This is a genomic window from Agrobacterium sp. SORGH_AS_0745 (genome assembly GCF_030818995.1).
Lineage (GTDB): Bacteria > Pseudomonadota > Alphaproteobacteria > Rhizobiales > Rhizobiaceae > Agrobacterium > Agrobacterium tumefaciens.
In genome coordinates this window covers 2,040,995-2,061,196 of record NZ_JAUTBI010000001.1, presented here as the reverse complement: position 1 = coordinate 2,061,196, position 20,202 = coordinate 2,040,995, and the positions used below count along the sequence as shown (strand labels likewise).

At 54.5% G+C, this 20,202-nt stretch carries 8 protein-coding genes and 1 pseudogene; all 9 read left to right on the top strand.

Annotated elements, in window-relative coordinates:
• Window positions 1-14 precede the first annotated feature (14 nt).
• Entirely contained in the window at window positions 15-4,313 is a 4,299-nt protein-coding gene (locus tag QE432_RS09280) for an NACHT domain-containing protein (protein ID WP_306623897.1), read from the top strand.
• A 1,017-nt stretch (window positions 4,314-5,330) separates the two neighbouring features.
• The gene (locus QE432_RS09275) at window positions 5,331-7,547 is read left to right on the top strand and encodes an ATP-binding protein (RefSeq protein ID WP_306623895.1); all 2,217 of its coding nucleotides are present in this window, start codon (window positions 5,331-5,333) and stop codon (window positions 7,545-7,547) included.
• Window positions 7,544-8,524 (top strand): hypothetical protein, encoded by a 981-nt coding sequence (locus QE432_RS09270; protein WP_306623893.1) that lies wholly within the window; start codon window positions 7,544-7,546, stop codon window positions 8,522-8,524. The genes QE432_RS09275 and QE432_RS09270 overlap by 4 nt, the downstream gene beginning before the upstream one ends.
• Entirely contained in the window at window positions 8,521-8,964 is a 444-nt protein-coding gene (locus QE432_RS09265; RefSeq protein WP_306623891.1) for a phosphatase domain-containing protein, read from the top strand. Before QE432_RS09270 ends, QE432_RS09265 begins: the two co-directional genes overlap by 4 nt.
• A 528-nt stretch (window positions 8,965-9,492) precedes the next feature.
• Complete coding sequence (locus QE432_RS09260) at window positions 9,493-10,818, top strand: DNA cytosine methyltransferase (RefSeq protein WP_306623889.1); 1,326 nt, start codon at window positions 9,493-9,495, stop codon at window positions 10,816-10,818.
• A gap of 3 nt (window positions 10,819-10,821) precedes the next feature.
• Window positions 10,822-12,933: a hypothetical protein gene (locus QE432_RS09255; RefSeq protein ID WP_306623887.1), complete on the top strand. Its 2,112-nt coding sequence runs from the start codon at window positions 10,822-10,824 to the stop codon at window positions 12,931-12,933.
• Window positions 12,930-14,441, top strand: a complete 1,512-nt coding sequence (locus tag QE432_RS09250) for a hypothetical protein (RefSeq protein WP_306623885.1) — start codon at window positions 12,930-12,932, stop codon at window positions 14,439-14,441. Before QE432_RS09255 ends, QE432_RS09250 begins: the two co-directional genes overlap by 4 nt.
• Window positions 14,438-19,912: an ATP-binding protein gene (locus QE432_RS09245; protein ID WP_306623883.1), complete on the top strand. Its 5,475-nt coding sequence runs from the start codon at window positions 14,438-14,440 to the stop codon at window positions 19,910-19,912. The genes QE432_RS09250 and QE432_RS09245 overlap by 4 nt, the downstream gene beginning before the upstream one ends.
• A pseudogene (locus QE432_RS09240) lies at window positions 19,905-20,198 on the top strand (very short patch repair endonuclease); the annotation flags it as partial. The gene QE432_RS09245 and the pseudogene QE432_RS09240, both read left to right, overlap by 8 nt.
• Window positions 20,199-20,202 lie beyond the last annotated feature (4 nt).

Here is a 20,202-nt window from a genome sequence, read left to right as displayed (position 1 = left end):
CCGTCGCAGCGGATATGAATCAGCAGGGGATAGTCACGATCGGCGTAGCAGCTCACATATGTGCCGCGTCGATGGGCGGCCCCCGCTATGACCTCGCGCAGTCCAAAGAAGAGCGCCGCGGAAAAGAAAACGGAATTTGGCTGTGCCAAAACTGCGGAAGGCTTATTGACGCCGATCCGCTCCAGTTTTCGAAGGAGAGACTTCATGAGTGGAAACGCACCGCCCAGGAGCGGGCTTTGCGCGACCTATTGGGAGGCGTTTTACCCCATTCAACGCCCATCGATGCCGAAAATTCAACGACGGCAGGCGCGATTGGCCAAAGATTTGCACGTCTGCAAGACGCCGCGCGAAGCGATATTCGGGGGTACAGTGGCGACCATATTTTGTCCGGTAGCTTGGTAGAGCTGACGCTCACACTATGGGATCGACAGGAAAAGCTATCCTTCAATATCAGCAAGCTGCCCTCTGCACTGGAGATTGAGCGAGAGGTTGCAATTATAGCTCCACCGGGGACGGGTAAGACAACAACGCTCCTACAGCTTGCCGACTATGCCTTGGCAGAAAACGAGCTCGTTCCACTCTACTTTGCGCTCGGGGATTGGTCGGCGAGTTCTTTGAAGCTCTTAGACAGTCTCCGAGGACGTCTTTCCTATAAGGACGTTCTCGAAGACGATATTCGTTTCGTGGCTCAACAGGGAAAGCTGTTGCTCTTGCTAGATGGTTGGAATGAGCTTGAGCCAACGGTGCGAAAGACGCTGCGTGCAGAACTGAAGGAGATTCGCGGCCACTATCCATCCATCTTCGTGGTCGTTGCTACGCGTCAGCATGCTCTCGATGTACCGATTTCAGGCGTCCGCGTTGTCGTCGAACAATTATCGGCTGATCAACAAATGGAAATCGCTCGCGCTCGATCGGGCATTGCCGGCGAGAAAATAGTAGATGAGGCGTGGCGCACGCCCGGAGTGCGCGAACTGATTGCCATTCCACTTTACCTAGCAGCACTCTTATCGGCTGGCTCTCAGATCTCGGCAGTCTCCAATAAAGAGAGCGTCCTGCGGCTGTTTGTACAAGAGCACGAAAATGCAAATCAGCACGCCGAAGCTCTCCATGCGATGCTCTTCGGCTGCCATTCCGATGTTCTCCGGTCTTTTGCGTCTTACCTAAATTCGTCGAGAGCAAGCGCTGCCACCAATCATGACGCTCGTCGGATCATTGGCCGCGCCCTCGAACGGCTTCGAAGCGACAAGCAGCTGGTAGGTCCCATTGAACCGGGCGCCGTGCTTGATCTGTTAGTGAGCCACCACGTCCTGATGCGGCATGGCGGCAGTGATGGTTCAGTCGCGTTTCAGCATCAGCAGTTTCAAGAATGGTATGCAAGCCATGATGTCGTCGATCTGATCCGCGCGAGCGCCAAGAACGACGTTGGTGCCCGCAAAAAGTTGCGCGGTGAAATCTTGGATCAGCCAGCCTGGGAAGAATCGGTTCTTTTCGCAATCGATAGACTGTCGATCGACCGCAAGGATGCTCACGCAGTAGCACATGCTGTGCGCGTGGCCTTGCCGATCGACCCCATGCTGGCGGGTGAAATGATTTATCGCGCATCGTCAGATGTGTGGAACATCGTCAGCCCCGACATATTGGCGTTCGTCGATCGGTGGCACGTTCCCGGCACAGTCGATCGTGCCGTACGCTTCATGATTGTGACTGGTAGGTCGGAATTTGCGACGTTGATTTGGCCTCTGGCGACCAGCTCTGACCCACAGATCCAATTACCCACTTTGCGTTCGGCACCACGATTCCGCCCCACAGTCCTTGGCGGAGGCATTGCTGCGCGTGTGGCACACCTTTCAGAAACCGTCCGCGAACACCTACTCTCGTTGATAGCCTCCGAGAGCGGCGTCGATGGATTGGATCTTGCAACAGCGCTTGCGGCCGAGGATCCCAGTCCACAGGTTCAGGCAGACGTCCTGCAACACCTTGATTTCCGGGGGGCCGACAGACACGTAGCGATGCTTTTAGGCAAAGCAAATGAAGAAGTATGGGATCTGGTAGCGCGGCGAAGTTTTGTCACCCAAGTTCGCGACCCTTTACTGGCAGCTATGCTGGAGCGCGCAAGACAAAGAGTTTTGGAAGCAACGACCAGTCCGGTTGCACGTCTTGACCATTTCGTCGAGCATCCTGATACCTCTTTGACCAGGGACGTTGAGATCGCCAATGCTATCGCTGATCCTGATTTTCCCGTGAGAGACCACGTTCGTTCATTTTATGAGGCGCAACAGATTGCGCCAGCGGCAGTTCTGAACGGTCTACGCCGCCGTCTTGAAGACGGATTGGATTTGCCTGTTGGCTCCGACGACCTTCTAGTTGGCGCCGAACTTGTAGATGGTGGCCCACTTGTTGACGCCGTAATGAGCGACGACGAGGTCCCGAATGAAGGCGCTATCGCACATCTTGTGGGATCCAAAACGATCGGGTTCCTCATCGAAAAATATAATGATTGCCTGGGTGCGCTAGACGCCACAACCGAATCCAAGCAGATGCGCGACCTTTGCAACCGACTACATAGTCGCCTGTTAAGAACCGACGCATCCGCGTTCATCTCGGCGGTCATTTCGCACGAGCTCGCGCGTGACAGCGCGTCGTCCATTTCAATGCTCTCTTCCCTTATTTCACTGCATGGGGGCGGCGGCTCCAACAGACCTCTCATTCCGGTTAGCGCGGCCGTTCAGTCTCAAGTAATCTCGCTACTGTCAGATTGGACGAGGAAAATCATTGAATCTCCCGAAGCCACACGCGGTGACCTCTGCAATGTCGCCAATGCAATCGGACGGTTTGGCTTTCCCGAGCTCCTCCCCCAGTTGCAGCGGCTTTTGGACGAAGATTTGGCGCGCCTGAAGACGGCCAAAGCAGGATATCGGTCGGCGCGGCAGCGTGGCGACATTCGGGCGGCATCAGATGCCAGCATGCGATATGGAAATCAGTATCGGGTTGCCTTCGCCAACTTGGGAACAGATGAAGCTGCAAGGATCGTCGCGACCTACCTTGAGGATCTAGACTTTGGCTTTGATGCTTCTCTCGTGCTCAAGTCGATCAACGATAGCCGCCAAAATCGTCCGTTGAAGGGACAATTCGCGCGCTGGCCATGGTTGGAGGATATCGCAGAAGCACGCAAGAGCCGCGCCATACGGCCAGCTCAACCTGCCGAGGACAAGCTAGCAGAAACGATTTTCGATGCGATCGAAAATCTAATTGCCCAAGAGGTAGACCCTGACGCACATTCGCTGGCGATCCAACTTACTCGGATCGCCCTTTCAATGCCCCATGGAAATCACGACGATCTAGTGGCGCGGGTTGCGTCTCTTCCAAAGGAGATTTCCACGAAATGCGAACTGTTGGCAGCGATGGCGCTGGATGGACAGGTGCTCGATGCAAGCCTCTTGCTGGAAGGCATAGCAGCTTGGCGCGAAAAGGCGGGGAGAGACGCCTGGCAGAGCCGGCAAAATACGTGGGCGATCGAACCGTGGCTAGAACTGCTCCCGTTTTCCGAGAGGCCTGAACTCATTATCCCGGCTCTCGTCGATGTCAGGGCATTTTATGGAACATATCGGCATAGGTTCGAACGCGTTTTGTTTTCCGTCCGTGAGGTGCCCGGTCAGAAGGGTGATGAGTTGTTGAGGGAACTCGCCCGCTCCCACCCTGACATTGCAAATGGCTACGATTGGATGAAGACAATGTTCGCAAGGGGGCCTTCGGGGGTCACGTTGTTTTTAGATCTATTTGCCGATGGCGCCCTCGAAGCCAGCGTTGGGGATCTTAGCCGCTGGAACATTGCTCGCGAGTTTTCGGAGGTCTCGAAAAAATTTCCCGTCGTGAAAGCAGAAATTAGACGTCGTTACATGGGAGCTCAAGGGCTAGAAAGGAAAGTGTACGAACAGATTTTTGCGGAAATAGGCGAAAGCGGAGATCTTATGGCTATCGTCCGAAGTTACGCTGAGCTAGGCAAGCCATTTGACGACACCCTACGAAGAGTCGTCCATTCGGTTGCGTTGCGACATCAACCGATTGATGGGAGCTCAACTCATTTCGAGATTTATCCCAGCTCGGTTGCCGGCGTTCGAGCATTCTTGTTTGGAATTGCCTCCAATTTGGGAGTGGGTTCGGACCTCGCCAAGCATTGTCTTGTTGAGCTTGACGAACTGCGAGATGAGCATGGATTTGCGGACGAGGACCCGCGGCATCCGGATATCGCCTCAGATTTGCCTTGGCCCCCCGAGGCCAGACTGTACTTCCTGACTGGTGAGCCGATAAACTAACTTGTCCAGAGCGTACCGTGAGCATCTCTTAACTTGAGAATGCCGAGCCGATTTTGGCACTTAACCTGACACTCTCCCGCCGACGAACTCATGATGTAAAGCGATTACTTCTTGATCAACTGTAGCAATACTGAAGTAACTTACAACTTTTTTTCAATGGCTTGGCGGCCACGCAAGCGCACGAGGAAATGCTGGTAGACTTTGACGAAGTCTCAAAATAAATGCCGAACTGCGGCTCTCACCGAACAGGAAATTGAAATTCTCGATCAAATGATCAGCAATGCAGGTAACCGGCAGGTAACGCCGGGATCGTTCAATTTCTATCTCACCAAACTCGCTCGTTTGGGTGGTTACCTTGCAAGAGCTTTCGATCCGCCTCCAGGAAATAGGGTCGTCTGTCGCGGTCTCAGCCGGCTGACGGACATTCGCCTCGGAACCGAAATTGCAATGACACTCAGATGTGGGTAATTGCAAGCTTCAACGGAGGCTTACGTTCTTGCGATTAGGTGCCAAACGACACGTGGCTTCCGTTCCGGCTAGCGGACGCCTTTTTCCCGAAGACCGGATGTCGAGCTCGTAAGATGCGATATAGCGCTAATGCCAAAGCCCGAAGTCGGATATCGGGTCGAAAAATTCGACTGTATCGCTCGTCGCAACGCCGACGCAGTTGCAGAAGCAAAGCACTAGACTGAGGCGTGCGCGACGCCGGGAATGTAAAGCCATTTTTGCCCGAAAAGCAGAGGATAAAGCAGATCGGATCCGCCAGCGGCACTGAAAAAAAGGCCAACTATGAGTTGTTCGATAGTGCCAATTTAAGAAATTACTGGTATCAGGCGTGCTTGTTCTTCGCACCTAGCGAGCGCCTACCGGGAAAAGGCAAGAAATGAAAGCGTCAAAACCGCGACAGGTTCGCCAAACGGCTGATCGGAACAGGCACCCGGCGAAAGGGCAAGTCAATCTGTCCGAAGGCGATTTTGCATGACTCCAGCGAGGTACAGCTTCAGAGCCAACATACGATTGAAAGACATCATCGGACAGGGCCTCATACAAAACAGCAACATCGCGATCATTGAGCTTATTAAAAACGCGAAGGATGCGGGTTCCAAGAAGGTTGAGATCGTATTCCGGGGCGCAAATGCCGGCGGGCCGAATTCGGTATTGGTTGTCCGCGACTACGGCGTCGGGATGACCCCTGCAGACATCTCGGGCAAGTGGTTGAACATTGCGTACTCAGAAAAGCGTAATTCCCGACGCAGCAGTGGAGCATATTATGCGGGGGAAAAGGGGATCGGCCGTTTTTCGTGCGATAGGCTCGGCAGGGCGTTAGACCTATATACCAAAACTTACAACGGCGTCTGGACAGCGCTGCGGATTAACTGGCCTGAGTTTGAAAAAGACGACCCGGACAGCGAAATATCTGACGTCCAACTGTTCCCAAGAACGTTCAGTGCGATTGGATCTGGAGAGCATCCCGATGCCCTTGAGAGCGCCTCCGGAACAACGCTTATTATCAGTGATCTAAGAGAGACATGGGGCGAAACGGAACTCGAACGGCTGAAAAAGGAACTTGAGCGCTTCATTATTGATCCAGAAGGTGAGTTTTCAATCCACCTGAAGTCGGAGGACCTTCGGGACGGAAAAGGCAAGTTGATCTTCGATGGTCTGATCGAAAACAAGCTTCTTTCACGCATTGATGAAAAGACAATTGCAATTCATTCTGAAATTCCGGCGGACGGATCGCTTATCCATACAGAGATTCGCCACTTCGGTGATGTGATCCTTAGCTTTGAAAGCGATAATCCTTATTCCGAACTCCGGGGCATCAAGGCGCAGATTCATTACCTAAGTCAAGGAGCAAAGGTGTCCTTCAAGGTAATAACAGGTTACACCTCTACGGACTACGGCTCGGTCATGCTTTTCCTCAATGGCTTTCGAGTAATGCCATACGGAGAGCCGAAAGATGACTGGCTCCGCTTGAACTCGCGGAAAGCACAAGGAAACTCGCGCTTTCTTGGAACCCGCGAGCTTTTTGGCTTAGTTGAAATCCGTGACGAAGACCGTGTCTTCCTGCCAGTTACTAGCCGAGAGGGTGTTGCGCGAAATCTGGCTTTCATGCAGCTCAGCGATCAGGACGTCGCTGGCGGATATGGTGAAAATTCCTTCCTCACGTCACTCGTTCGCACGCTGGAAAAATACGTCGTCGAAGGCATGGATTGGGACCGTATTTCTCCTGAAAACGCGGATTTCTCTTACGATGAGATCATGGCAGCGATCAACGGGATAATCAAAGCCGGATCCCGCAATGGTGGGTATCGCAACGTATTCGTCGATGAAGCAAAGTTACAACGGATTGCCAAGCGAAAGGTCGAGGAACTCAAGGAATTCGTGGCCGGCCTTTTGGAGAGAGTGACGGACAAGGACGCATATGACCTCACTAAGGGGGAAAAGCGCGATATAAAACGCTACGTGGAACGGCACGAGGCTGCTCTTGCTGCTAAAACTGAAGTTGCCGATGCTTACCGTGATCGCGCAAAAACCGAAACCAAGCGTCGTTTGTTCGCCGAGTCCAGAACATCGCCGGGTGACAAGCGTCTTGAGGACATGCAGCATCTGGTCGGGCTTTGGTCGCAGGAGATCGAAGAGGACCTCGAGAGTGTTCTGGCGGATATGGGCGCCTCCGGATTCGATGTTGCCGATATCAAGGCGCGCCTGAGGTCAATCCACAGTCTAACGAAAAAGATCAATAAGCTCTCAGCAATGATCACACGCGCAAACTTCAATTTCATTAGCGACAACATTAGTCATGACATCTTCGATTATATTGAGGACTATATCCACGATTACTCCGAAAATGGGCTGGTAACGATCCGGAAAATGCCAATCATTTTCTCAAATGAAGATGGTGTCAGGCACCGTCTCAACTTCAGCCCACTTGAGTTCTCAATGCTTCTCGATAATGCGTTCGCAAACTCGCGAAAGTCTAACTCGAAGAAGGTTTGGGTCAAGGCTCATTCCGATTCAAAGTTTAAGTATCTTGATATCGTTGACGACGGCAGCCCGCTAACTGACAAACATGCGGCTGACGAGCTTTTCATTGCTGGCATTACTACGACTAGTGGCTCGGGAATTGGCCTCAGTCACATAAAGGAGATCGCAAACAACAGGAATGCCCAGGTGTCAATTTTCTCCAATGAAATTGGTGGTACAACTCTAAGGTTGAGCTGGACGAAATGAAACTCTCTTATAACGTTTTGTGCATTGACGATCGATTGAGCACGCTCCGCAGGAACAAGAACCGGTTTAGCGAATTGAATGAAGAGGTCGGGATCGAAGTGGTCTATCAGGACATCGATGCTGCTGCCGGCCCAGACGAAACCGAAAAGCCTGAATACCTCGCACGTTTGAAGCAAGATATTGACGCTGCCTACGCCACGAAGGTATTCGACCTCATTCTTATAGATCTGCACCTAAATAACGATGTTGAGGGGCACGAACTTATCGAATTCATCCGCGACAAGCATTCTATCTACAGGCCAGTTATCTTCTATTCCGCGGGACAAAACCCCACAGGCGAGGCACAGGCTCGATTTCAGCTCGAACAAGCTGCAACAAAAAGCGGTGTTTATGGCAAGAACGTATTACTGACCCCGAGGCAGGGCATTGATGATCTCCTCGGCGAAATCGCACGGGAAATGCACAAGGAAGAGCATAAGATCAATCAGGTCCGCGGTCTCTTAATGGATCGCGTCAGCGAGCTTGAAGCTAACATTATCAAGGTGTTGGCGAACGACGCCAGCTGGGACGCCCTCGGGGTCGCAGGGCAAGAAAAACTGCTGCAATATATTCGCAAGAGCATGCTCAAGAAAAAGTTTGACGATGCCAAGAAGCATCACGATTCTATGATCGTGATGGATATCAAGGAAATACGGGAGCGGCTGCGCGAAAAGCCACAAACATTCGATTCCTATAATCGGGCCCGGTTATTGAAATCCATGTTGGAGTACATTGGGGGCATGGACGATCAGGTGACTGCTCTCGGCGCATTCATTGATGCGAGTGGCCTCAATGACATCAGGAACCACTACGCACATAAAACGGCAACCGAGCTCGTCGGAAGCCATGATGACGACAGGTGCATTGCGATACGCCGCGGTGCGCGCTACCAGTTGGAAAACGTCGGCAAAGTCATGGCTGCGTTAAAAATCACATGAAGAAGATCGTGATTTTCGACATCGATGGCACGATTGCCAACGTCGAGCATCGCAGGACTTGGTTGCAACTTTCTCCGCCGGATTGGGAACGATTCCATGCTGAAATGGGCGACGACATACCTAATCCTGCGATAGTCGAACTTTACAAATTACTGTGGAAAACAGACCAGTACGAAATGGTACTCACCTCGGGCCGGTTCGAGCGCTCTCGCCGGCTGACCGAAACGTGGCTGACGTGGAACGAGATACCGTTCGGCAGGATCTACATGCGCGGTGACGATGACGGTCGAGCCGACCATTTGGTTAAGGAAGAGATGCTCCGCCAAATTCTTGCTGACCAGCGGGAAATTGCATTTGCGGTCGACGATCGCGATCAGGTTGTGTCAATGTGGCGACGTAATGGAGTTACCTGTCTACAGTGCGCATATGGTGACTTCTAACCCTCCTCGCAAGGAAATTGAGGTTTGATGTCATCTGGTTCTTTGGGTGGACGGCAAGGCGAAGGCGCCATGCAGCAGTTATGGACAGGTTCAATCGAAAATAAAATTAAGTCCGATCCTGACTGCCGATTTTGGTACGATGTTCAACGTCAAAGATGTCGGCGTATAGATCACGCCTAAGCCGATATGACAAAATCACTCCTTGCGCCACCGGTCATAAGCAAAATAGATCGGCTATGGTTCCAAAACGGAGTTCCGAGGCGCAATGGTAGGTGCCCTTTCAAAGAATTGTGGAAAGCCCGACCGTCATCTACCGGAACTTCTCATCTAGGCCACACAAGCCAAAAAGAGCCGCGGACCGTGCGACTAAGTTTCCGAGCGCGAATCACTGCTTTAATTTGCTACGCTGGGGCCAGGTTAATCAGTTTTGTTAGGACCGTGGCGATCAAACTTCTAATTTCGGAAAATTACCCCTCGGGGAATAGTTCCGCGATTTCGCGAGATCTTCCGACAGCATGAGGGCGCTCAATGACTGAATTCACGTTCGTAGACCTCTTCTCCGGCTGTGGCGGGCTCTCGCTTGGCTTAACACTATCGGGCCTCAAAGGACATTTCGCCATTGAACGTGATGATATGGCATTCCAGACATTTGCAGCTAACATGCTGCAACGGAAGGGAGCTCGACGGTTCGATTGGCCTCGCTGGCTTGAAAAGAAAGCCTGGGACATCGAGGAACTTTTGGACCAGCATCTAAGCGGCTTAAGGTCGCTGAGGGGACAAATCGATATCTTGGCTGGGGGGCCGCCGTGCCAGGGCTTCAGTTTCGCTGGGCGCCGCAACGAAGATGACCCGCGCAACCTGCTTTTCAAGAAATATGTCGAGATGGTGCAAGCGTTGCAGCCACAGGCAATCGTGATCGAAAATGTTCCAGGCATGAAAGTAGTTCATGCACGCCGGAACGTAATTGACCTGCAAAATCCAATTCGAAAGGAAAAAAAGCTTTCGTTCTACGACAAGCTAGCCGAAAGCCTTTCGGATGCTGGCTATGCTGTGGAAGCCAAGCTTGTCGACTCATCGACGTTCGGAGTGCCCCAAAAGAGATCGAGGTTGATTGTCATTGGCGTCAGGAAGGATCTTTGCGAATGGCTTGATGGCGGTATCAAGCACGTCTTCGACCTCCTGGAACTGGCGAGGATGGCACAGCTCCGCGAGCTTGGCCTGGGAGAAGTCGTCACCGCCTCTGATGCCTTATCGGATCTGGAAATCAACGGACGTACTCTTAGCCCGACGAGCGACCCGCAGTGCCCTCCTCGCTACCTCGAAGCAAGCTACCACGGCCCGAAGACCGCTTACCAGGAACTGATGCATTTTGGCCATGAAGGCCCCATGGATAGCATGCGGCTCGCGCGACACCGAGACGACGTGCGCGAGCGGTTCGGCAAGATCCTCGCGGAATGCAGACGGGGGGTCCGAATGAGCGACGCCGACCGCAAGAGTTATAACCTAAAGAAGCACCGGATATTTCCGATGGCAAGCGACGACCCTGCTCCGACCGTGACGACGTTGCCTGATGATATCTTGCATTATTCCGAGCCTCGGATCCTAACTGTCAGGGAATACGCACGACTTCAATCCTTCCCGGATTGGTTTCACTTCAAGGGGAAATATACCACGGGCGGGAAGCTCAGGACGAAGGAATGCCCGCGATATACTCAGGTTGGTAATGCCGTTCCGCCGTTGCTTGCCCGCGCCATTGGCAAGGCACTTCAAGAGATACTGGCCGAGGTATCGGTAGCTCGTGATCAGTTCACAAAGACGGCGAATACCAAGGCGCCGGCACTCGCGGTAGGATGACGGATGGAAACGATGGTGTATGGAGAAACTAAGCGGCCGTTTCCCGCAGAGCTTCTAAATTGGGCTGGCAACAGGTCGGGAGGCGTCCGCCGCTTGTTTGATGAAGCGAGTGGCCGCCCAGGCGGGACTGTATTCGAAACAAACCTCCTGCACCGGCTGCAAGGCTGGGCAGATGCACTTAGCACGGGTGATCCCGATGCTCCACGCATCCTTCTCTTGGTAGGGGGTCCAGGCAATGGTAAAACCGAGGCAATCGAATCCACGGTCGGGTGGCTCGACGATGCCTTGTCCGCTGGGAAGAAACTCAAAGCTGAACTTAAAAAACGCTTTACCCCGGATAACGAAGAGTTTGTCCCACGGTTGATCCGCGTCGACGCTGGATCCATGGCGACACCTCCCCGAAATCTGCAAATCTCGATCGTCCAAGACGCCTCAACCGTGGTAGGCACAGGAAAGCCTCACCGGCTCCTGCTCGAAGAACTGGAAAGAATGCAGTCACTTCCCTTGGGCGAGGCTTATCTTTGTTGCGTTAATCGCGGCATCCTTGATGACGCACTCATCGAGGCGATCGATAACGGCACGGCTGAACAGCGAAAACTTCTCGAGTCGATCACGCGATCGGTAAGCGTCGTTCCCGATGCACCATCTTGTTGGCCTCTCCAGGGATACCCGCAGGTAGCTGTGTGGCCGATGGACGTCGAATCCCTCCTGATCGCCCCGTCTCGCGGCGGCGATGCCCCCGCCCGGGCGGTGCTCCTTCGTGCCTTGGACGAGCAGAAATGGCCGGAGGCAGAGCGCTGCCCAGCGGGACCCCGATGCCCATTTTGCACCAGCCGACTCAGGTTGTCGCGTGACCGTGAAGAAGAGTCGTTCCTCAAGATCCTGCGATGGCATGAAGTCGGTAGTGGAAAGCGGTGGAACTTCCGTGACCTTTTTTCGCTAATGTCCTATCTTCTCGCAGGACATCGAGTTGATCCAGCATATGCAAACCTCGATCCATGCGATTGGGCGGCCGCACTCCTATCGCTCCATGAGGGCGCTCGTCCCGGTTCCAAGCCTCTACCGGGACCATCCGCGGCCATATTTCATCTGGTTTCCGCACAATACCAGCATGCGATCTTCCACAAATGGGAAAATTCCGCTGCGTCGTCCCTTCAAAAGGACATCAAGGAACTTGACCTTGAAGACGATATGACCGCAATGGGCCTTTACCATTTCTTGTCAGCAAGAAAGTCGGCTTACCTGCCATCCATGATTGCCGATGCAATTGACGGCATCGCAGATACCCTCGATCCTGCACTGGCTCTGCCAGACACGGTCGTACAAACGAGCCGCAACACTAGCTTTGCGTTGCGGGAATTGGACGTCAGGTTCAGCCGATCCGTTTCCGAAGGTTTCGATTTCATCCGGAAGCTGCAGATCGTAAGTCGACTGGAGGCCGACCTGCTAGATCGGCTCGCGAAGCTGGATGACTTGCTTTCGACCGGTGGGATCCGGCGTCGCCGCCCGGCTTCGGCTACAAACGTCCAACGATTCATTCGTGATTTTGCTTGCAGGCTAGTAAGACGGTCGCTGGGGACTCGGACAGGCGTTGTGCAGGATGCGCAAACGCTGGGTGAATTCCAACGCGTAGTCGAGGACGTTGGCGGCGAGGATCTTTACGATGTCGCGCACGAGGTGGAGCAACTCCTCAATAAGAACCAAGACTTCGAAATATCGCTGACAACCACATTCGGTCAACCGCTCCTTCCACCCATCAGGCAGGCGACACTCGTCGTAACCGCCCGCACCGTCCGGCCCAGGGAGGCCCGGCAGGACGGTCGTCCGATATCGCCATTCTGCTACCTGACGGTTGGCGAAGGGAGATCGAGCAAAACTATCGTTCTCACCTACGACCTCTTCAAGGCAGTGAAGGAGCTGGAGTCTGGAATGTCAGCGGCCTCTCTTCCGGCCAGCGTCCGCGCTTTGCTGGATACTACCCGTGCCCGCCTCTCCGGTCCAACTGTACGAGACGAGATAGCACTTGAACGCGCACGGATCCGTATCGGCACGAGCGGAATATCCGTTGTGCAGAAACGCGATCGGTTTGGCGTTCGTAAGGAGACAGTTCGATGAACCTTGCAAAGTTCAAGGATGAGCCGTGGAAGACCTCCCATCCGGCCTACGAGAACTGCAATCTCGCAATGTCGCCCGCGCCGGAATACGCTAGCTCCGAGGTAATCCTGTCGTCGCTTTACCGTCAAATTGGACTGAAGGGTGCAAGTGAAGGAAGCGTGCCGCAATCGGGAAGGCATCTTGAGAAGGAAGTTCAGCGGTCTCGAAACAAAGTAACCGCACCTGTAATGGCGGTTCTTGATGCGAATACGTTCAACGGCTTGCTTCACTCAGTCTTGGAGAGCCCGAAGCTCCCGAACCAATCCGCTAAGCGCTTCGTGCAGGTCACTCCACTTGTGCCACAAGCCGCGATCTTTTCAGGTTCTGCGCGTCTCAGCAGCAATTCGTGGCCGGCTGGTGCCCTTGTAAAGCGCATGGTCAGGATCGGAAGCCCTGAACAAGCATCTGCGAACAAACTCTGGGAGCGGCTCTTCGATGCACTTTCAGTCTCTTCAAACGATGATATCTTTGCTCGGTTTTTGCAGGAAGAGATTGGTGCTTGGTCGCCCGAGCCGAGCTGGGAATTTATCCCGCTAGAAGCGGAACCAGGCATCGATGAAGCAGACTTGCACCAACTCAACTACCCGGCAAAGCGTTTTGTCCGCGACCTCGAAGCCATCATTTCCGCAAAGGACGCGATGACCCGTCGCCAGTGGACGAGCCTCCTCGAGGCAATCATTCGCATCGCGACGGTCGCCCATATCACCTGGATTTGCGATGTCCACGCCGGTATTTGGGATTGCGTCCGTCAGGCGATCGCAGGAAACGGTCCAAGCAATCCGGAAGAGGTGCGAGCGCGACTGTTCCCTGCTTCCTTCCACTACTTCGCTTACGGTGACAAGGCACTCCTTGGTATCAAGGACAAGACATCGGCATTTCTCCGTGCTCGAATAGGGTTGAACGCGGTTCTTTGGGCAGCACAAGATGCTGACTATCAATACGCCTCACTGTCGTCGTCCCAATCAATCCTTGACCTTTGCGCATTCCTACAAGGAAACGCCGAGAAAGTTCAGCAGGCGGGTCTAAACGAGGCACTCATCGAAGTCACTGAAAGAGAGACCAGAACCCTGCTGTGCAAGAAGGGGATCGGCTCCAACATAATGGAGTTCGCTCGTCACGTGCTTGGCCAGCGCCAGGCCGCGAATCCAGTTCTCCGAGGGTACGACCAGGGCTTTGCGCTGCGGAAGAAGGGTACAAGCAACAGTAGTCCGTGGGTCGTTGGGCTCGGACCCGTGGCGACCCTCGCGCTAGTTCACTGTGCGCTTTACGGGACGAATGGCCCTCGATCGGTGAAAAGACTTACCCAGCATCTGGCTGGCTACGGAATGATTATCGACTACCACGATATCGCGAAAAACGAGCTTGGAAACCAACTGCGACTTCTTGGCCTAGTGCTAGACAGTCCCGACGCGGAAAGCGGAATGCTGCTCAGCCCTCCGTTTGCCACAGGGCAGGAGAATATTGCGTGAGCCGCCTTGCAATACATATAGCTGAGATCATCTTTGAGAAACTGTCCTCGGTAGCGCAATCCAGCGAGACTGAAGTTCGCCTTGTTTTCCATGGCCCGCCATTGGAACTCATGAAGCAAGTGTTCGAGATCCTACAAGCACAGTCGCTGCCTGGGAACGTCCCGCTATTGCTTCTCCTTCCAGAACTTCCTTCTGGGACGGATAACCCGCCACTAGGGGCTTCGGGTTATTGCAACGACACCCATCTGCTAAACCTCAGGAATTCACCCTCGCGGCCTGCATTTCTGGGTTTGGTTCCGCCCGGACAACACAGCATGCGATCCGTTACGTCCACCACCGACGAATTCGGCCTGGCTGCTGCCAACAACGGGGGCAACGTACCTTTCGATGACTGGTGGGCGGATGAGTTTATTCAGAAGCTAGTCAATGTCGCTATCGCGAACGCAGGAATAGTTGAAGCGAGCCATATCGATGACGCTCGGTTCCTCGTGAACAAGGCAGGATCTGCTGCCGACGGCATGGATGGCAGCCGGACACATCGTACGGCTGCTTGGAACCTTCTTTCTCGTGTGTACGCTGCCGGGACCGGTGCACATGGTCTGACCTCATTCCAAGCAATTACTCTTGCATGCGGCTTTCCTCCGCTTCGCAACGCCAATTCCCTCTCGCGAACACAAGCCGCGGTCCTCGACAAGGTGGCCGAGGCGATGGCTGATGGTTTTGGCGAAGGCATCAAGCGGGCCAAGGAAACGGCGTCCGCTGAGGAGGCCAATTATCTAGACGATTTCCTTGCCCACCTAAGAAGTGTTTGCGAGTTGCCAACTCCGTTCGAGCGTGCCACACCAGCATTTTATGCTCCAGAGAAGGGCTTGGAACTGCCCCATCCTCCCGCCTGGTGGACACATCTGACCGCTGAACGTTGGTCTGAGCTATTGACCGAGGATGCGCCCGCGCAGGGCGATATAACAATGACCTGCGCCAACATCCTGCTCCAGCTCCGCAAGGGCATGCCGTTAATCGTCAAGGACGAGGTGGTGCTTTCATTCGCTGTCGAAGCGATTGATGCCGCCGGCACCATTGTGAACCTCACTCGAGGTCGCAGCGTCCCGGTAGGCTCGGTTGCGGTGAAGGTGAACGAGGAGACCCTGTTAAGAGACCAGCCTCCATCTCACAAGTCGCCCATTCGTTACTCTGCCGCTGCGGAAAATTTCAATCCAGGTGCAGTCAAGATCATTTCCTTGGCTAGTTGGGCGCCGGGTCTAGTAGTCGCGTGCCGGCAAGCCAAGTCGATGGTTCCTCCCCGCAAGCCATCGAGGCGTGGACGGTCGGGGCCGGAATACGAGACATCCCTCTCTATTCCGGGTGGCGGTCGTCATGAGCTCCTCGTGCTTACAGCGCCGGGGATCGTCCTCGACCCAACCGCGTTGGGGATGTCAGACGACGACCAGGATCAAGTCGGAGGCTCGGATAGCCTCAAGGTGCACTGCGTACCGCTCGGATACCACCAGATCGAAGTGGAAGCAGACAGCAACTATCAGGTTGATATTGGATATACGCGGACAGATATCGACGGCACGGCAACGCACGAAACGTGCCGCGTCCTGATTACAGTCGAAGATGTCGCCGAGCAGGGTTGCCGCAGCGAATTCGAGCGGCTAATTCGGGTGAACCGGTCTGCCATCGAGCCCTCTGAGGCAAAGGCTGTCGTCCAGCTCAACCGAAGCTCTCGTTCCTCTGGCCTGCAAGAATGGATGCTGCTTGAGGAAACCGTCGAGTCCTCGTACCTCCCACTCGTGCTCGCTGATGACTACGCGGACCACTGGGTGCAGCCATCTTGGAGCACCGGACTGGGTACGGTGTTTTCAGATGGTCGCTTCATTCACGACCCTCGGCCGCAGATATCCGAGTTCCAACCGCCTCCAGGTTTCATAGAGGCTCGCAAGGCGATCGCCGCAAAGGTAAGAGGTGCCAGCGACGAGACCGGCTTGATGGAGTCAGCGACGCTAGGGAAATGGCTAGCTGACGATGAGGGGTTTCGCGATATCATCGAACGCTACCTCGACAGCTATACGTCGTGGCTGGCAGCAGAGCCCGATGTGGCTTGCTGGGTTGACGTGGCCATGGTCACGTCTCTCGAAGACGACCAAATTACGATATCGCGTACTCCTGACGCCATTATTCTCTCCCCGCTTCACCCGGTACGCGTCGCATGGCACGCGCTGGCACAGAGAATTTTGGTGGAGACAGAAAATGGCGCCCCCTGCCCTGCCGCCAGCGTACTGGATCCAGATTGCATCCCCGATGTTCTCACCCTGACGCTACGCTCGCCTGATGGGATTGAGAAGATCGAGTTCCTAGCCGTGGAGAATGGGACTGACTATTGGTCAGTTCTCTGGAACGGCACGCGGCTGAAAAGCCTCCCGGCTCGGTCCCGGGTCGCCCCATTTGGAGACGCGTTCGGGATATCTGTCGGCGGCATATCCGTGGGCTTTAGTTCTGCCCAAGTCGGACGCGCTCTGGAGGATGTCTCCGGACTACTGGCCGCAAAGCCGGTCGTCGGGCTCGTTGTCGCTAGCGCAGGCGGGACGACCGATGCCTGCAACGAAGGCCTGATAAACTGGTGCTCGAATCGGTACAAGGATACCAATGGGCGGACACCTCGCCATGCAGCCGGTCCTCGCTTCATTGAAGTATATGATCACCGGGATCCGGCTTTGCAACCCGATGATGCTACAATCGCAAACCTCGCCGAAGATACGAGCAATAGCGTCAAGTGGTTTTCAAGACAACCCAAGAACGCTAAGCCAGACCTTGGTATCTTGGCACAGCTGGACATGTCGGAACCGAGCGCGACAGTGGTCAATGAGCGTTCGCCACTTGGCTATGGAGGCCTGCTGCGACACCGCGTCAGGCGTCAGCTTGCGGGACGCGGGGCGTTTCTCAGCGAAACTCGCCAATCAGTTCTTAGCGCAGCATCAGGTGATGTTTTTGCTGACAAGGTCGCGGCCGGCATCGGGCAGATCGAGAGTTTGGGTGATCGTCGCGTAGGCATGCGCTTCGCACCAAATGTGAACGCCATCGGCGATATGCTCGAGCGACGAAATGCCGACTTCGTCGCAGTCTCGTCTTCCGCAATTGACCCTGCATGTTTCCTGGGCGGTTGGCTCGAAGGGGCCTACCTTTGGGACTACGACATGCCGTCGTATTCCCACCGTGCCGGTGACACGAATGGCTACTACCTGTTGTCGAAGGTTAAGGATGCCGACCGCGAGGCACTCGGCAAGGCCCTTGCCCGTTTGCCGGGTTGTACCGCTGTCCAGAGCGAAAAAGTGCAGGATGTTCTGTTGGAGATCGCTCGTCGCGGCATTCCAACCATTCGGGGTCTCGCAGGTGACAACAATGGCGCGACAGGTGATCTGGGACTATTTGTTGCGGTCCGGCTCCTGCAAGATCGATTCCGACTCGAAAATGTCGGAGACTCCCTTCTTCCAGTAATTTCTAAGGACGGCGAGGATACGAACGTCTGCATTATCGTTCCCGTGGATCCCTTCAGAGGGTATTTCGCGGACATTTCCCGGTCACTCGGTCGCGACAAGAAGGAAACCTCCTTATCGCGACCGGACTTCATGGTCGTCGGGATCCGGCTTTCGGGGGAACGTGTCGACATTCATCTCACGCCTATCGAGGTCAAGTGTCGCCCAGGCTCGGTATTCCCACTAGCGGACGTAGAGGGCGCACTCGAGCAAGCTCGTACGTTCTCTCGGCTCCTGACAAAGTTGCTTCCCCACGATGGCCAAAAGGCGGCATGGGCAATGTGCTTCCAGCACCTGCTCCTTTCTATCATTGGCTTCGGCATGCGAGTTTACAGCCAACACGAAGACGTCGTTGGCCGCGAAGGCTTGTGGTCCTCAATTCATGAGCGAGTGGCGGCTGCAATCCTCGGTCCGGAGCGATGTGTCTCCGTCGACCAGCGCGGACGCTTGATTATCGTTGACGAGAGCCCACAGAGCGTCGTCAGGGATAGGGACGACGACGGCTTCGAGGAGACAGTTACGATTGGTACGCAGGACGCAGGCAAGATCGTTGCTGGCGACCCGCTGGATTTCTATGACATTGTCCGGAATCGAGTGAATGATTGGGGCTTGTTTCCAGACCCTCACCGGACACCAGCCCCCGTAACCGCGATGCGACCTTCCGCGACGCCGCCCGCCGAAGATCCACTAGGATTGCCACACGAGGACCAAAATGATGTCACCAATGCAACTCCTGTGACGATCATCGAGGCGAATGAAAAACAGGAAGAACATCCAGTGGAAGAGCGGTATGGCGGCGTAGTCCTTGACATTGGCAAGGCTATTGACAGCCTGCGCCCAACGGAGCTGACGCTTAACATCTCCGACACACGCTTGAACAACCTCAATATGGGCGTGGTAGGGGACCTTGGAACTGGAAAGACGCAATTGCTCAAGTCCTTGATCCTGCAGATCTCCAACTCTGCTTCCAGCAACAGGGGGATCAAGCCGCGAATGCTGATATTCGACTACAAGCGCGATTACAGTAGCGCCGAGTTCGTGCAGGCCACTGGCGCAAAGGTGGTAAAGCCATACAGGCTTCCCCTGAACTTGTTCGATACCTCCACCCTGGATGACGTCCCCGCACCGTGGCTGGACAGATTCAGATTCTTCGCGGACGTTCTGGACAAGATCTATTCCGGCATTGGTCCCGTTCAACGCGACAAGCTGAAGAAGGCGGTGAAGTCATCGTACGAGGGACGCCTGACCAACGATCCGCCGACACTTAATGACGTCCACACTGCATATTCGGAACTGCTGGACGGGAAGGCTGACACGCCAATGGCGATTATCGACGACCTAATCGACATGGAGATATTCGCGACGAAGCCTAGCGAGACCGTCCCGTTCGACCAGTTCCTAGACGGGATCGTTGTTATCTCCCTGGACTCGCTTGGCGCTGACGATAGAAGCAAGAACATGCTGGTGGCCATCATGTTGAACATGTTCTACGAGAACATGTTGCGGACGCCTAAGCGGTCATTTTTGGGAAGCGACCCACAGCTTCGCGCTATCGACTCGTACTTGCTTGTCGACGAGGCGGACAACATCATGAGGTACGAGTTCGATGTACTGCGCAAGTTGCTGCTTCAGGGCCGCGAGTTCGGTATTGGCGTTATCTTGGCATCGCAGTATCTCCGACACTTCAAGGCGAACGCAACCGACTATCGAGACCCGCTGCTAAGCTGGTTCATCCACAAAGTTCCGAACATTACCGCAGGGGAACTTTCCGCCCTTGGATTGGTTGGTAGTGCAGCTGAGCAAGCTGAGCGAATTAAGTCATTGAAGGTTCACGAATGCCTCTACAAGTCATTCGATGCACCCGGCGACATCGTTCGAGGCTTGCCCTTCTTCGAACTAGTCGCACACAAGGGCGACGGCCCTGTAAGCGATGGTTGATAGCCTAACCCCAGCACAGAGATCAGAGCGTATGTCACGCATCCGCTCGTCCAACACGAAGCCCGAGGTTTACTTCCGAAAGGCGCTCCATCGCCTTGGATTTCGTTTTCGGCTGCATGGAAGGGACCTCCACGGTAAGCCGGATATCATCCTGCCCAGATACAACGCCGTTGTCTTCGTTCACGGCTGCTTTTGGCATCGTCATGCAGGGTGCAAGGTAGAAAGCGTTCCCAAGTCCAACACGGAGTTTTGGCTATCAAAGTTCGCGAGGAACGTTGAGCGGGACGTCG

Bases quoted from the DNA above. Each gene is read 5' to 3' on its own strand.
- QE432_RS09280 (WP_306623897.1), top strand. From the start codon at position 15: ATGAATCAGCAGGGGATAGTCACGATCGGCGTAGCAGCTCACATATGT.
- QE432_RS09250 (WP_306623885.1), top strand. From the start codon at position 12,930: ATGAACCTTGCAAAGTTCAAGGATGAGCCGTGGAAGACCTCCCATCCG.
- QE432_RS09270 (WP_306623893.1), top strand. From the start codon at position 7,544: ATGAAACTCTCTTATAACGTTTTGTGCATTGACGATCGATTGAGCACG.
- QE432_RS09255 (WP_306623887.1), top strand. From the start codon at position 10,822: ATGGAAACGATGGTGTATGGAGAAACTAAGCGGCCGTTTCCCGCAGAG.
- QE432_RS09260 (WP_306623889.1), top strand. From the start codon at position 9,493: ATGACTGAATTCACGTTCGTAGACCTCTTCTCCGGCTGTGGCGGGCTC.
- QE432_RS09265 (WP_306623891.1), top strand. From the start codon at position 8,521: ATGAAGAAGATCGTGATTTTCGACATCGATGGCACGATTGCCAACGTC.